General features: G+C 57.1%; 14 protein-coding genes. 11 read left to right on the top strand and 3 right to left on the bottom strand.

Going from position 1 to position 12,592, the window contains the following annotated elements; translation table 11 throughout:
- The first annotated feature begins 152 nt into the window (after window positions 1-152).
- The 10 genes from rpmH to CWM57_RS25365 all read left to right on the top strand — a co-directional run bounded on the left by rpmH (window position 153) and on the right by CWM57_RS25365 (window position 8,329).
- Window positions 153-293 (top strand): 50S ribosomal protein L34, encoded by a 141-nt coding sequence (gene rpmH, locus CWM57_RS25415; RefSeq protein WP_000831330.1) that lies wholly within the window; start codon window positions 153-155, stop codon window positions 291-293.
- 15 nt (window positions 294-308) lie between these two features.
- On the top strand, window positions 309-668 hold the full coding sequence (gene rnpA / locus CWM57_RS25410) for a ribonuclease P protein component (RefSeq protein ID WP_004151535.1): 360 nt from the start codon (window positions 309-311) through the stop codon (window positions 666-668).
- On the top strand, window positions 632-889 hold the full coding sequence (gene yidD, locus CWM57_RS25405; RefSeq protein WP_004151536.1) for a membrane protein insertion efficiency factor YidD: 258 nt from the start codon (window positions 632-634) through the stop codon (window positions 887-889). Before rnpA ends, yidD begins: the two co-directional genes overlap by 37 nt.
- 2 nt (window positions 890-891) lie before the next feature.
- Entirely contained in the window at window positions 892-2,538 is a 1,647-nt protein-coding gene (gene yidC / locus CWM57_RS25400; RefSeq protein WP_061156305.1) for a membrane protein insertase YidC, read from the top strand.
- Window positions 2,539-2,732: 194 nt separating this feature from the next.
- Window positions 2,733-4,097 (top strand): tRNA uridine-5-carboxymethylaminomethyl(34) synthesis GTPase MnmE, encoded by a 1,365-nt coding sequence (gene mnmE / locus CWM57_RS25390; protein WP_008806740.1) that lies wholly within the window; start codon window positions 2,733-2,735, stop codon window positions 4,095-4,097.
- A 119-nt stretch (window positions 4,098-4,216) separates the two neighbouring features.
- The gene (locus CWM57_RS25385; RefSeq protein WP_004151539.1) at window positions 4,217-4,636 is read left to right on the top strand and encodes a GNAT family N-acetyltransferase; all 420 of its coding nucleotides are present in this window, start codon (window positions 4,217-4,219) and stop codon (window positions 4,634-4,636) included.
- Window positions 4,637-4,735: 99 nt separating this feature from the next.
- Entirely contained in the window at window positions 4,736-5,914 is a 1,179-nt protein-coding gene (locus CWM57_RS25380) for an MFS transporter (protein WP_100676561.1), read from the top strand.
- Window positions 5,889-6,848: an HTH-type transcriptional regulator YidZ gene (gene yidZ, locus CWM57_RS25375; protein ID WP_061156302.1), complete on the top strand. Its 960-nt coding sequence runs from the start codon at window positions 5,889-5,891 to the stop codon at window positions 6,846-6,848. The genes CWM57_RS25380 and yidZ overlap by 26 nt, the downstream gene beginning before the upstream one ends.
- A gap of 308 nt (window positions 6,849-7,156) precedes the next feature.
- Window positions 7,157-7,726, top strand: coding sequence for a 4'-phosphopantetheinyl transferase family protein (locus CWM57_RS25370; protein WP_165784261.1), 570 nt, complete (start codon window positions 7,157-7,159; stop codon window positions 7,724-7,726).
- A 36-nt stretch (window positions 7,727-7,762) separates the two neighbouring features.
- Complete coding sequence (locus CWM57_RS25365) at window positions 7,763-8,329, top strand: NADPH-dependent FMN reductase (protein ID WP_074385296.1); 567 nt, start codon at window positions 7,763-7,765, stop codon at window positions 8,327-8,329.
- 45 nt (window positions 8,330-8,374) lie between these two features.
- Here the strand turns inward: CWM57_RS25365 and CWM57_RS25360 are convergent, their stop codons facing one another.
- The gene (locus CWM57_RS25360) at window positions 8,375-9,712 is read right to left on the bottom strand and encodes an NCS2 family permease (RefSeq protein ID WP_074385295.1); all 1,338 of its coding nucleotides are present in this window, start codon (window positions 9,710-9,712) and stop codon (window positions 8,375-8,377) included.
- 170 nt (window positions 9,713-9,882) lie between these two features.
- Between CWM57_RS25360 and yieH the strand changes: the two genes are divergently transcribed.
- On the top strand, window positions 9,883-10,548 hold the full coding sequence (gene yieH / locus CWM57_RS25350; protein ID WP_074385294.1) for a 6-phosphogluconate phosphatase: 666 nt from the start codon (window positions 9,883-9,885) through the stop codon (window positions 10,546-10,548).
- 79 nt (window positions 10,549-10,627) lie between these two features.
- On the opposite strand, the gene CWM57_RS25345 is transcribed toward yieH, so the two are convergent.
- Together CWM57_RS25345 and CWM57_RS25340 are read right to left on the bottom strand one after the other, a co-directional pair.
- Window positions 10,628-11,347: a glucosamine-6-phosphate deaminase gene (locus tag CWM57_RS25345; RefSeq protein WP_074385293.1), complete on the bottom strand. Its 720-nt coding sequence runs from the start codon at window positions 11,345-11,347 to the stop codon at window positions 10,628-10,630.
- Between the two features lie 49 nt (window positions 11,348-11,396).
- The gene (locus CWM57_RS25340) at window positions 11,397-12,563 is read right to left on the bottom strand and encodes an alpha/beta hydrolase-fold protein (protein ID WP_074385292.1); all 1,167 of its coding nucleotides are present in this window, start codon (window positions 12,561-12,563) and stop codon (window positions 11,397-11,399) included.
- Between the last annotated feature and the right edge of the window lie 29 nt (window positions 12,564-12,592).

The raw sequence follows: 12,592 nt of genomic DNA, 5'->3' as shown, positions 1-12,592 counted from the left end.
TGCGAGAAATAAGGAAAGAGAATTGACTCCGGAGTGTACAATTATTACAATCCGGCCTCTTTAATCACCCACGCTGAGGCGTAAGTCGTTCGAAGTTCGTTCGGGTCTACGCAAAAGTCAGTGAATTTATTCAAGTTTAGGTAGAAATCGCCATGAAACGCACTTTTCAACCGTCTGTACTGAAGCGCAACCGTTCTCACGGCTTCCGTGCTCGTATGGCTACTAAAAATGGTCGTCAGGTTCTGGCACGTCGTCGTGCTAAAGGCCGCGCTCGTCTGACCGTTTCCAAGTAATAAAGCTAACCCTGCGTGGTTAAGCTCGCATTTCCCAGGGAGTTACGTTTGTTAACTCCCAGTCATTTCACTTTCGTCTTCCAGCAGCCACAACGGGCTGGCACGCCGCAAATCACCATCCTCGGCCGCCTGAATTCGCTGGGGCATCCCCGCATCGGTCTTACGGTCGCCAAGAAAAACGTAAAACGCGCACATGAACGCAATCGGATTAAACGTCTGACGCGTGAAAGTTTTCGTTTGCGTCAACATGAACTCCCGCCAATGGATTTCGTGGTGGTGGCGAAAAGAGGGGTTGCCGACCTCGATAACCGTGCTCTCTCGGAAGCGTTGGAAAAATTATGGCGCCGCCATTGTCGCCTGGCTCGCGGGTCCTGATCGGCCTGATTAGAGTTTATCAGCGCCTGATTAGTCCGCTACTCGGGCCGCATTGTCGTTTCACCCCAACCTGTTCTCAATACGGAATTGAGGCCTTACGCAGGTTTGGTGTGATAAAAGGCAGTTGGTTGACAATGAAACGCGTATTAAAATGCCACCCTTTACACCCTGGTGGTGACGATCCCGTCCCGCCCGGACCATTTGATACCAGAGAACACTAACGATGGATTCGCAACGCAATCTTCTTATCATCGCTTTGTTGTTCGTGTCTTTCATGATCTGGCAAGCCTGGGAGCAGGACAAAAATCCGCAGCCCCAGCAGCAGACCACGCAGACTACGACCACAGCAGCGGGTAGCGCCGCCGACCAGGGCGTACCGGCCAGTGGCCAGGGGAAACTGATTACGGTTAAAACCGACGTGCTTGAGCTGACTATCAACACCAACGGTGGTGATATTGAGCAGGCGCTGCTTCTGGCGTATCCAAAAACGCTGAAGTCGACCGAACCGTTCCAGTTACTGGAAACCACGCCGCAGTTTGTCTACCAGGCGCAGAGCGGCTTAACCGGCCGTGATGGTCCGGATAACCCGGCGAATGGCCCGCGTCCGCTGTACAACGTCGATAAAGAGGCGTTTGTGCTGGCTGATGGCCAGGATGAAATCGTCATTCCGCTGACCTACACCGATAAAGCCGGCAACGTCTTCACCAAAACCTTCACCCTGAAACGTGGTGGCTATGCGGTGAACGTCGGTTATAGCGTGCAGAACGCCAGCGAGAAGCCTCTGGAAGTCTCGACCTTCGGTCAGTTGAAGCAGACCGCGGCGCTGCCGACCAGTCGCGATACGCAGACCGGCGGCCTGTCCACGATGCATACTTTCCGTGGCGCAGCGTTCTCCACCGCGGATTCGAAATACGAAAAATATAAATTCGATACCATTCTGGACAACGAAAACCTGAACGTCAGCACCAAAAACGGTTGGGTTGCCATGCTGCAGCAGTACTTCACCACCGCATGGGTGCCGCAGAATAATGGAACGAATAACTTTTACACCGCCAACCTCGGCAACGGCATTGTGGCTATTGGCTACAAATCGCAGCCGGTACTGGTGCAGCCTGGTCAAACCGACAAGCTGCAGAGCGTGCTGTGGGTCGGTCCGGCTATTCAGGACAAAATGGCTGCCGTTGCGCCGCACCTGGATCTGACCGTCGACTACGGCTGGCTGTGGTTCATCTCCCAACCGCTGTTCAAGCTGCTGAAATTCATCCACAGCTTCCTCGGCAACTGGGGCTTCTCGATCATCGTTATCACCTTTATCGTTCGTGGCATCATGTACCCGCTGACCAAAGCGCAGTACACCTCCATGGCGAAGATGCGTATGCTGCAGCCGAAGATTCAGGCCATGCGTGAGCGTCTGGGCGACGATAAACAACGTCAAAGCCAGGAGATGATGGCGCTGTATAAAGCGGAAAAAGTGAACCCACTGGGTGGCTGCTTCCCGCTGATTATTCAGATGCCGATCTTCCTTGCGCTGTACTACATGCTGAGCGCCTCGGTTGAACTGCGTCATGCGCCGTTTATCCTGTGGATCCACGACCTGTCTGCACAAGACCCGTACTACATCCTGCCGATCATCATGGGCGCGACCATGTTCTTCATCCAGAAGATGTCGCCGACCACTGTGACCGACCCGATGCAGCAGAAGATCATGACCTTTATGCCGGTCATCTTCACGGTGTTCTTCCTGTGGTTCCCGTCTGGCCTGGTGGTGTACTACATCGTCAGCAACCTGGTCACCATTATTCAGCAGCAGCTGATTTACCGTGGTCTGGAGAAGCGTGGCCTGCATAGCCGCGAGAAGAAGAAATCCTGATACTCTTCATTCTTCAAGCCGCAGATGCGTTGGCTTCATTAGTTCGCCCCAGTCACTTACTACAGTAAGCTCCTGGGGCCTCACTAACTTGCCGCCTTTCTGCAACTTGAATTATTTCGAGTATCTACGGTAGCGTTAATGCCAGAGAAGGCGGTCAATGGACCGCCTTTTTTACATCTACATAGAGAGTCACCATGAGCCATAACGACACTATCGTCGCCCAGGCAACCCCTCCGGGACGCGGTGGGGTGGGCATCCTGCGTATCTCCGGCCTTAAGGCGCGCGACGTCGCGCAGGCGGTACTGGGCAAGCTGCCGAAGCCGCGTTATGCCGACTACCTGCCGTTCAACGACGTTGACGGTACGCCGCTGGATCAGGGGATTGCGCTGTGGTTCCCCGGGCCGAACTCCTTTACCGGGGAGGATGTGCTTGAGCTGCAGGGTCACGGCGGCCCGGTCATTCTCGATCTGCTGCTCAAACGTATTCTGACGTTGCCCGGCGTACGCATCGCCAGGCCGGGCGAGTTTTCCGAACGCGCGTTCCTCAACGACAAGCTCGACCTGGCGCAGGCAGAAGCCATCGCCGACCTCATCGACGCCAGTTCAGAACAGGCGGCGCGCTCGGCGTTGAACTCCTTGCAAGGGGCCTTCTCCGCGCGGGTTAACCACCTTGTGGAAGCGCTCACTCACCTGCGCATCTACGTGGAAGCGGCGATCGATTTCCCGGATGAAGAAATTGATTTCCTCTCCGACGGCAAAATTGAAGCCCAGCTGAACGGCGTGATGGCCGACCTCGACGCCGTCCGCGCTGAAGCTCGTCAGGGCAGTCTGCTGCGCGAAGGGATGAAAGTGGTGATCGCCGGGCGACCAAATGCCGGTAAATCGAGCCTGCTGAACGCCCTGGCGGGCCGCGAAGCGGCGATCGTCACCGACATTGCGGGCACCACCCGCGACGTGCTGCGCGAACATATCCATATCGACGGCATGCCGCTGCATATCATCGATACCGCGGGCCTGCGCGACGCCAGTGACGAAGTGGAGCGTATCGGCATCGAGCGCGCCTGGCAGGAGATTGAGCAGGCGGATCGGGTGCTGTTTATGGTCGACGGCACCACCACCAGCGCCGTTGACCCGGCGGAGATCTGGCCGGACTTTATCGAGCGCCTGCCCGCTAAACTGCCGATTACCGTGGTGCGCAATAAAGCCGACGTCACTGGCGAGGCGCTGGGGCTCAGCGAAGTCAATGGCCACTCACTGATCCGCCTGTCGGCACGTACCGGCGAAGGCGTGGAGGTGCTGCGTAACCATCTCAAGCAGAGCATGGGCTTCGATACCAGCATGGAAGGTGGCTTCCTTGCCCGCCGCCGTCACCTGCAGGCGCTGGAAGAGGCGGCGAACCATCTGCAGCAGGGCAAAGCCCAGCTGCTGGGCGCCTGGGCCGGGGAGCTGCTGGCGGAAGAGCTGCGCCTCGCGCAGCAGGCGCTGAGCGAGATCACCGGGGAGTTCACCTCCGACGACCTGTTGGGCCGCATCTTCTCCAGCTTCTGCATCGGCAAATAACGTTTAGTCCGTAAACGTTCACTCACCCGCATTAACGCCGCGTTAATGCGGGTTTTTTCTTGCCCTTTGCGGCGCAACGTTCTCTACTTTTATCTCCCCTTTTACCACGAGACTAAAGCATGACCGTTGAATATACCGTGATCGAGAAGGTGCCCTCCGCCGAAGCGTTTTGCCACCTGCGGGTGGCGGCGGGCATGTCGCCACGCCCCCTGGAAGGCGCCAGAGCCGGACTGCCGCATAGCTGTTACGGCGTACATATCCTCTGGCAGGAGACGCCGATCGCGATGGGACGCATCGTCGGCGACGGCGCGATTAATTTCGATATTGTCGACGTCGCCGTCGATCCGGCTCATCAGGGAAAAGGCCTGGGCCGGTTGGTGATGGAGAAGCTGGTCGCCTGGCTGGACGCTAACGCCTTTGACGGGGCCTATGTCACGCTGGTGGCGGATGTGCCGGAGCTGTATGCGAAGTTCGGCTTTGAAAGCGTTCGGCCGGAAAGCGAAGGGATGGCCCGCGTCTGGCGTACCCGGAGTCGTTAACTCGGGTTTCCTGCCAGGAAAAGAGTGTTGTCCAAATGGCAACTCGTCTTGTGCCGCGTTCCTCACTATGCTGAACGCCATTCACATCGCGAGGATCCCATGACACGCTTTCTTCTCTGCAGTTTCGCCCTGGTTCTGCTCTATCCTTCCGGCATCGATATGTATCTGGTCGGCCTGCCGCGTATTGCTCAGGACCTGGGAGCCAGCGAGGCACAATTACATATCGCCTTTTCGGTCTATCTGGCCGGTATGGCCTCCGCAATGCTGTTTGCTGGTCGCATCGCCGACCGGTCTGGACGTAAGCCTGTCGCCATTGTGGGCGCGGTGATCTTTGTTGTCGCCTCCCTGCTCTGCGCCCAGGCGCACACCAGCAGCCACTTCCTCGCCGGACGCTTTATCCAGGGGATCGGCGCCGGCAGCTGCTACGTGGTGGCTTTCGCTATCCTGCGCGATACGCTGGACGATCGTCGCCGCGCCAAGGTGCTGTCGTTGCTCAACGGCATTACCTGCATTATCCCCGTCCTGGCGCCGGTGATTGGTCACCTGATTATGCTGAAATATCCGTGGCAGAGCCTGTTCTACACCATGACCGGCATGGGCGTCATGGTCGGTTTGCTGTCGGTCTTTATCCTGCGCGAGACGCGCCCGACGGCACACCCGCAGACTGCGACACCACAGCATGGCGGCAGTGAGTCGCTGCTGAACCGCTTTTTTCTCAGCCGCATTCTCATCACCACCCTCAGCGTGACGGCGATCCTGACCTACGTGAACGTCTCTCCGGTACTGATGATGGAAGAGATGGGGTTCGACCGGGGAACTTACTCAATGGCGATGGCCCTGATGGCGATGATCAGCATGGCAGTCTCCTTCTCGACGCCGTTCGCCCTGTCGCTGTTTAACCCCCGCACCTTAATGCTGACCTCGCAGGTGCTGTTTCTGGCGGCAGGCCTGGCGCTGAGCCTCGCCACCCGCCAGTCCGTCACCCTGATCGGGCTGGGCATGATTTGCGCCGGCTTCTCCATTGGATTCGGCGTCGCGATGAGCCAGGCGCTGGGGCCCTTCACGCTGCGCGCGGGCGTCGCCAGCTCGGTTCTCGGCATCGCGCAGGTGTGCGGTTCATCGCTGTGGATTTGGCTCGCCGCCATCATCGGACTCAGCGCGATGAATATGCTGATCGGGATACTCATTGCCTGTAGCATAATGAGCCTTGTTTTATTACTGGTCGTCACCCCACCGCGGGTTGCGCAATACGATGAAGAAGCCGCTGTCGAGTCTTGATCTTAATTTACTCCTCTGCCTGCAGCTCCTGACCCAGGAGCTCAGCGTTACCCGTACGGCGAAACGGATGAACGTTTCGCCGTCAGCGGTGAGCAAGTCGCTGGCCAAACTGCGCGCCTGGTTTGACGACCCGCTGTTTGTGAAAACCCCTCTGGGTCTGGCGCCTACGCCGCTGGTCAGCAGCATGGAGCAGGATCTGGCGGACTGGATGCAGATGGGCAACCAGATCCTCGATAAACCGCACCACACCATGCCCAGCGGCCTCAAATTCGAGCTGGCGGCGGAAACGCCGCTGCTGATGATCCTGTTTAACACCCTCTCCCAACGCATCTATCAGCGCTATCCGCAGGCATTGATTCGTTTGCGCAACTGGGACTACGACTCCCTGGACGCCATTATTCGCGGCGAGGTGGATATCGGCTTCTGCGGGCGCGAAAGCCATCCGCAGTCGCGGGAGCAGCTGAGCCTGCTGCCGTGGTATATCGATTTTGATGTCCTGTTCACCGACCTGCCGCAGGTCTGGCTGCGCGCCGATCATCCGGCGCTCAGAGAGGAATGGGATCTGGCGGCATTCTTGCGCTATCCGCATATCACTATCTGCTGGGAACAGAGCGATACCTGGGCACTGGACGATGTGCTGCAGGAGCTGGGGTATAAGCGTAACGTGGCGCTGACCGTGCCGGGGTTTGAACAATCGCTCTTTATGGCCGCTCAGCCGCAGCACACCATGCTGGCCACCGCGCCGCGCTACTGCCAGCACTATAATCAGCAGCACCAGCTACCGCTGGTCTCTCGCCCGCTGCCGCTGGAACCTCAGCTTCTGGAAAAGCTCCGCGTCCCCTTCACCTTGCTATGGCATAAGCGCAACAGCTACAACCCCAAGCTCGTCTGGCTTAGAGATACGTTAAAAGAACTCTATTCCGGTACGCTGTAAGCCTTGTTTCGTGTCCATCGCACCTTATTGCGCAAGAATTTGTAAAATTCAAACAAATTCTCTTTTCAACGGGGCATTTCGGCATTAAAACCTGTTAATACCAGGCGATAATAACGCGCGCAATTTTTACCAGACCATTACTCACGGAGCGACGTATGGCAACGCATTTTGCACGAGGGATACTCAGTACCGGGGAGCCGCTATCGACACGTTTGTCGGCGGCCTGTCATCAATCCGCACGTCTACTCCCTGAATACCGCCAGGCTCGCTTTCGTGCTTCGCGTTCGCTGCTCGCCGAACTGCTGTTTATGCTATACGGCATCAGCGAGCTGCCTGAAATCGTCAACGCCGCCAATGGCAGACCGGTTTTTAGCGATCGTCATCTTCCCCACTTTTCTATCTCTTATACTGGCAATATTGTTGGCGTCGCGCTGACCACCGAGGGGGATTGTGGCCTCGACATGGAACTGCAGCGCACGGTGCGTGGACACGACGCTGACCGGCACAATTTCAGTAACAATGAAAATCTGTGGATTAACATTCAGCATGACCCGGATGAAGCGCGTAGCCAGCTGGTGGCGCTGCGGCGAAGCGTGTTGAAACTGACCGGTGAAGCATCAACGCAGCTGCTGCCGGGCTCTGGCCGCCTGCGCACCGCCGGTAGCCAGCCGATCGAAGCCGTCTGTGACGCCGAATCGCTGCTGGTGTGGTCGATTGCCGCCAGCCCAAATATCGGCTCACTGAAGGTCTGGGAATATGACGCTAAGGGGGGCGAATGGCATAGTCTGCCGGATGCTCAGCGGCGCGCACGCGAACCGTCGGCCCGCCTGATGCGCTTTACCAGCTTACCGATGGAAAAAACCTTATCCCTCAATTGACCGGTTTTGCCGGCATCATGATACAAAGGAGCAATCATGTCAGATACCTTAAAAGTGGTTACGTTACTCGGCAGCCTGCGCAAAGGGTCGTTTAATGGAATGGTCGCGCGCACTCTGCCCGGCATCGCGCCCGCGGGCATGGACATCTCCGCGCTGCCGTCGATCGGTGATATCCCGCTGTACGATGCTGATATTCAGGAGGAAGAGGGGTTCCCACAGAGCGTGCAGGATATTGCGCAACAGATCCGCGAGGCGGATGGCGTGGTGATTGTCACTCCCGAGTATAACTATTCCGTGCCTGGCGGCCTGAAAAACGCTATCGACTGGCTGTCACGCCTGCCCGAGCAGCCGCTGTCCGGCAAACCAGTACTGATTCAGACCAGCTCAATGGGTGCCATCGGCGGCGCACGCTGCCAGTATCATCTGCGCCAGATTCTGGTCTTCCTCGATGCGATGGTGATGAATAAACCGGAATTTATGGGCGGTGTGATCCAGAACAAAGTGGATCCGCAGTCAGGTGAAGTAGTCGATCAGAGCACCCTCGACCATCTGCGCGGCCAGCTGACCGCCTTTGGCGACTATATTCAGCGGGTTAAAGCATAAAAAAAGCCCGGCAGCGATGCCGGGCTTTTTCATCATGCGTGCGGATTAATGTGCATCGATAAAGACAATCTTCAGCACAAACAGCAGCGAGACGATCACCACGCACGGGCTGAGCTCGCGCAGGCGGCCGGTTCCGATCTTCATCACGCAGTAAGAGATAAAGCCTAAGGCGATACCTTCGGTGATCGAGAAGCTAAACGGCATCATCACCGCGGTGATAAACGCCGGTACCGCTTCCGTCAGGTCATCCCACTTCACGCGCGCCAGGCTGGAGGTCATCAGCACGCCAACGTAAATCAGCGCGCCGGCGGCCGCATAGGCTGGAACCATCCCCGCCAGCGGAGACAGGAAGATAACCAGCAGGAACAGGATCCCAACGACAACGGCGGTCAGGCCGGTGCGCCCGCCCACGGAAACGCCGGAGGAGGATTCGATATAGGCCGTCACCGACGAAGTACCGATGAAGGAACCCGCCACCGACGAGACGCTGTCGACAAACAGCGCTTGCTTCATGCGCGGGAATTTACCCTGTGCATCAGCCAGACCCGCTTTATCGGTAACGCCAATCAGCGTCCCGGAGGAGTCAAACAGGTTGACCAGCATAAACGAGAAGATCACGCCGGCCAGGCCCAGGTTCAGGGAGCCCGCCAGATCGACATGACCAATCACCGACGTCACGCTCGGCGGCGCGGAGACGATGCCGGTGTAGTGCACATCGCCCAGCATCCAGCCCAGCAGGGTGGTGACCACAATAGACACCAGGACCGCGGCATGAATGTTACGTGATGCCAGAATTGCGATGATAAAGAAGCCCAGTATGCCCAGCAGCACACTGTGGGAGGTCAGATGACCAATGCTGACCAGCGTTTCCGGATTAGCGACGATAACCCCGGCATTTTTCAGACCCATCATGCCGATAAACAGGCCGATACCGCTGGTGATACCGACGCGCAGGCTCACCGGAATATTGGCGATCATCCAGTAGCGTACACGGAAAATCGTCAGCAGCAGCAGACCGACGGCGCCCCAGAAAATCGCGCCCATGCCTACCTGCCACGGCAGGCCCATCGCCTGTACCACCACAAAGGCGAAGAAGGCGTTCAGACCCATCGCCGGCGCAAGAGCCACCGGCAGGTTCGCGAACAGACCCATCAGGATACTGCCGAACGCAGCAATCAGACAGGTAGTCACAAACACGGCGCTGGTATCCATGCCCGCTACGCCAAGAATTTGTGGGTTAACAAAAACGATATACACCATCGTCAGGAACGTGGTGAAACCGGCGATCGCTTCCGTACGCACTGTGGTGCCGTGCTCGCGCAGCTTAAATACGCGCTCCAGCAGACCCTGGCCAGAAGACTGGCTGGTTTGTTGTTGACTCATTATCGGTTTCCGAACGTAAAGGAGGGAAAATTCGAGGCTATCCTATACCAAAACAGGGCACCCGGCGCAGTTGTATGGTAATTTTTTTCATTTATTTTGCTTATACGGCAACGATTGCGTCGCGGCATTGGGCATGACGAAAACGTTAAACTTGTTAATACGGAAAGACTATGACTCAACCAGAAGCAGTATTTTTTGACTGTGACGGCACACTGGTCGACAGTGAGGTGATTTGCTCCCGCGCCTACGTTCACATGTTCCAGGAATTCGGCATTACGCTGGACCTTGCCGAGATTTTTAAGCGCTTCAAAGGGGTGAAGCTGTACGAAATTATCGACACTATCAACGCTGAGCATGGCGTTAACCTGCAAAAAGCGACGCTGGAGCCCATTTACCGTGCGGAGGTCGCTCGCCTGTTTGATAGCGAACTGGAGGTGATTGCCGGAGCCCAGGCGCTGCTGGATGCGGTAAGCGTCCCGATGTGCGTGGTTTCCAATGGCCCGGTCAGTAAAATGCAGCACTCTCTTGGCCGCACCGGCCTGCTGCACCATTTCGCTGACCGCTTGTACAGCGGCTACGATATTCAGCGCTGGAAGCCTGACCCGGCGCTGATGTTTCATGCGGCAGAGGCCATGCAGGTAAAAGCCGAAAACTGTATCCTGGTGGATGACTCCAGCGCCGGTGCTCAGTCGGGGATTGCCGCCGGTATGGAGGTGTTTTATTTCTGCGCGGATCCGCACAACCAGCCGATCGTTCATCCCAAAGTGACCACCTTTACCGATCTGGCAGAGCTGCCGGCATTGTGGCAAGCGCGCGGCTGGGATATCACGCGTTAAGGGCCTGGTGAGCGGCACATTGGCATCGATGTAGCCCCGCTAAGCGTCTGCGCAAGCGGGGAATAGAACCAGCGACTGGTTATGGCTGCAATTCAGTGACTGCCGCCTTATCGGCAATAATCACCAGTGAAGGGTGTAATTTGAGCACCGACGCCGGCACCTGCTCGCTGACCGGGCCTTCAACCACCTGCTTAAGGACTTGCGCCTTCGCCGCGCCGCTCACGATCAACAGCAGATTTTTTGCCGCCATCACGCTTCTCGGCCCCATGGTGACATAGCTATCGGGCACGACGGAAAAATCCCCACCCATCTCGCCGTTAGCGACAATATCAATCATTTCCCCATGAATCGGCACTTCAACCGTCTGATCATGAAAGCGGGTGGTATTCGGCAGGTTGCCGCAAAAATGGCCGTCGGCCCCCAGCCCCAGCACCATCAGGTCAAGGCCACCAGCCTCTTCCAGCTGGCGATCGTGCTGAGCGGCGTTGTCCAGCGTCAGCTTGTGAATGTTCTCTTCTTTGATCTGCGCCGGGGTAAAAAACAGCTGGCGCAGATTAGATATCGTGACGCCTTCTCGCGACTGGCCGCGAAAGGGTATCTCATCGAAGTTGTAATAGTGCACCCGATCATAGAATGCTTTGCCTTTCACGGCGGCGGTTAGATGCTCATACATCCGCTTTGGCGTGCTGCCGGCCGTCACGGCGAGATTCACCCGCCGCGGCGCCGTGATATAGCCCAGAACATGATGGCTGGCGACCAGGCTCATCTCTTCATAATCTTCAGTCACAATCATTTTCATCTTGTCGTCCTTCACAAGCACAAAACGGGGGCTGAAGGCCCCCTAACGGTTATTTAAACAGTTTCTGCACAAACTCGGCGTAGGCCGGGCGCCAGACGTCCATTTCATGGTTCAGGCCGGGATACGAGTGATAGTCGAAGTTGATCTTCTGTTTTTCCAGCTCGCTTTTCAGACCAGCGATGTCTTTACCGGTTACGGAATCTTTTTCCCCGACGACCACGGTAAAGTTACGCAGTTGCTTATTGATCGCGTCAGGATGCTTCAGCTGCGCTTCCACGCCGGCATTCGGCACCGTGGTGGTCGTGACACCGCTAAAGGTGGCAAGCCAGCCAAAACTATCCAGATGGTTCATTCCGGAAACCAGCGCCTGATAACCGCCCTGTGACAGGCCAGCCAGCGCCCGGCCATCGGCATCTTTACGCGCGTTAAACCGGGTATCGATCAGCGGAATAATATCCTGCATCAACTCGTTATCCGCCGCCTGTGCATTGAGCGGATAGAAGTTTTTGCGCCGCTCCTGCGGCGGGAAGTTTTCCGCGACCGCTTCCGGGGTGTCGGTTTCGGTATCCGGGACCACCACCAGCATCGGCTTGATTTTGCCCTCCGCCAGCAGGTTATCCATGATCTGCGGGATACGCCCCTGATCGATGGCCGACAGACCGCTGTCGCCAAAGCCATGATAGAAATAGAGCACTGGCAGCGGATCGCCGGTTCCGCTATAGCCCGGCGGCGTCCAGACATAGAGACGACGTTCGGCGTTCAGTGCCTTCGAGTGATAAGTGAGGGTGCGCAGATCGCCATGCGCGACCGCCCGATCGTCGAGAATACTACCAGGTACCAGAATCAAGCTGGTATTCACCTGGCGCTGCGGCTTCTGATAGCGACTGCCGGTATCCACCGAGCGGAAGCCATCCACATCGAAATAGTATTCATAGAGATTGGGTTTCATCGGCTCACTTTTCCATGTCCACACCCCCTGAGCCTCTTTGGTCATGTCGTGTGAGACAAAGGAGTCCGGCGTGGCGCCGGTCACTACCGAGACCCGCCGGGCATCGGGAGCAAACAGGCGATAAGTGATACTCTTATCCGCGTTAACCTGGGTAATAAAGTGGCTCACCGGCAGGGTGGGATCCGGCATCGCGGGTAATGGCGCCGCCTGGAGGGTAAACGCCGCGCCCGCCAGCGCCAGTGCGAAATAAATTGCATGTCGTTTCATCGTTATTCCTCTTCCGTTGTGTCCGTTCT

Origin of the sequence: Klebsiella sp. G-Nf4, assembly GCF_002810615.1 — a bacterium.
Lineage (GTDB): Bacteria > Pseudomonadota > Gammaproteobacteria > Enterobacterales > Enterobacteriaceae > Klebsiella > Klebsiella variicola.
This window is presented reverse-complemented; position numbering and strand designations above follow the sequence as displayed.

Excerpts from the sequence above, each read along its gene's own strand:
- rpmH (WP_000831330.1), top strand. The coding sequence starts at position 153 with ATGAAACGCACTTTTCAACCGTCTGTACTGAAGCGCAACCGTTCTCAC.
- yidD (WP_004151536.1), top strand. The coding sequence starts at position 632 with ATGGCGCCGCCATTGTCGCCTGGCTCGCGGGTCCTGATCGGCCTGATT.
- yidC (WP_061156305.1), top strand. The coding sequence starts at position 892 with ATGGATTCGCAACGCAATCTTCTTATCATCGCTTTGTTGTTCGTGTCT.
- mnmE (WP_008806740.1), top strand. The coding sequence starts at position 2,733 with ATGAGCCATAACGACACTATCGTCGCCCAGGCAACCCCTCCGGGACGC.
- CWM57_RS25385 (WP_004151539.1), top strand. The coding sequence starts at position 4,217 with ATGACCGTTGAATATACCGTGATCGAGAAGGTGCCCTCCGCCGAAGCG.
- CWM57_RS25380 (WP_100676561.1), top strand. The coding sequence starts at position 4,736 with ATGACACGCTTTCTTCTCTGCAGTTTCGCCCTGGTTCTGCTCTATCCT.
- yidZ (WP_061156302.1), top strand. The coding sequence starts at position 5,889 with ATGAAGAAGCCGCTGTCGAGTCTTGATCTTAATTTACTCCTCTGCCTG.
- CWM57_RS25370 (WP_165784261.1), top strand. The coding sequence starts at position 7,157 with ATGCTATACGGCATCAGCGAGCTGCCTGAAATCGTCAACGCCGCCAAT.
- CWM57_RS25365 (WP_074385296.1), top strand. The coding sequence starts at position 7,763 with ATGTCAGATACCTTAAAAGTGGTTACGTTACTCGGCAGCCTGCGCAAA.
- CWM57_RS25360 (WP_074385295.1), bottom strand. The coding sequence starts at position 9,712 with ATGAGTCAACAACAAACCAGCCAGTCTTCTGGCCAGGGTCTGCTGGAG.
- yieH (WP_074385294.1), top strand. The coding sequence starts at position 9,883 with ATGACTCAACCAGAAGCAGTATTTTTTGACTGTGACGGCACACTGGTC.
- CWM57_RS25345 (WP_074385293.1), bottom strand. The coding sequence starts at position 11,347 with ATGAAAATGATTGTGACTGAAGATTATGAAGAGATGAGCCTGGTCGCC.
- CWM57_RS25340 (WP_074385292.1), bottom strand. The coding sequence starts at position 12,563 with ATGAAACGACATGCAATTTATTTCGCACTGGCGCTGGCGGGCGCGGCG.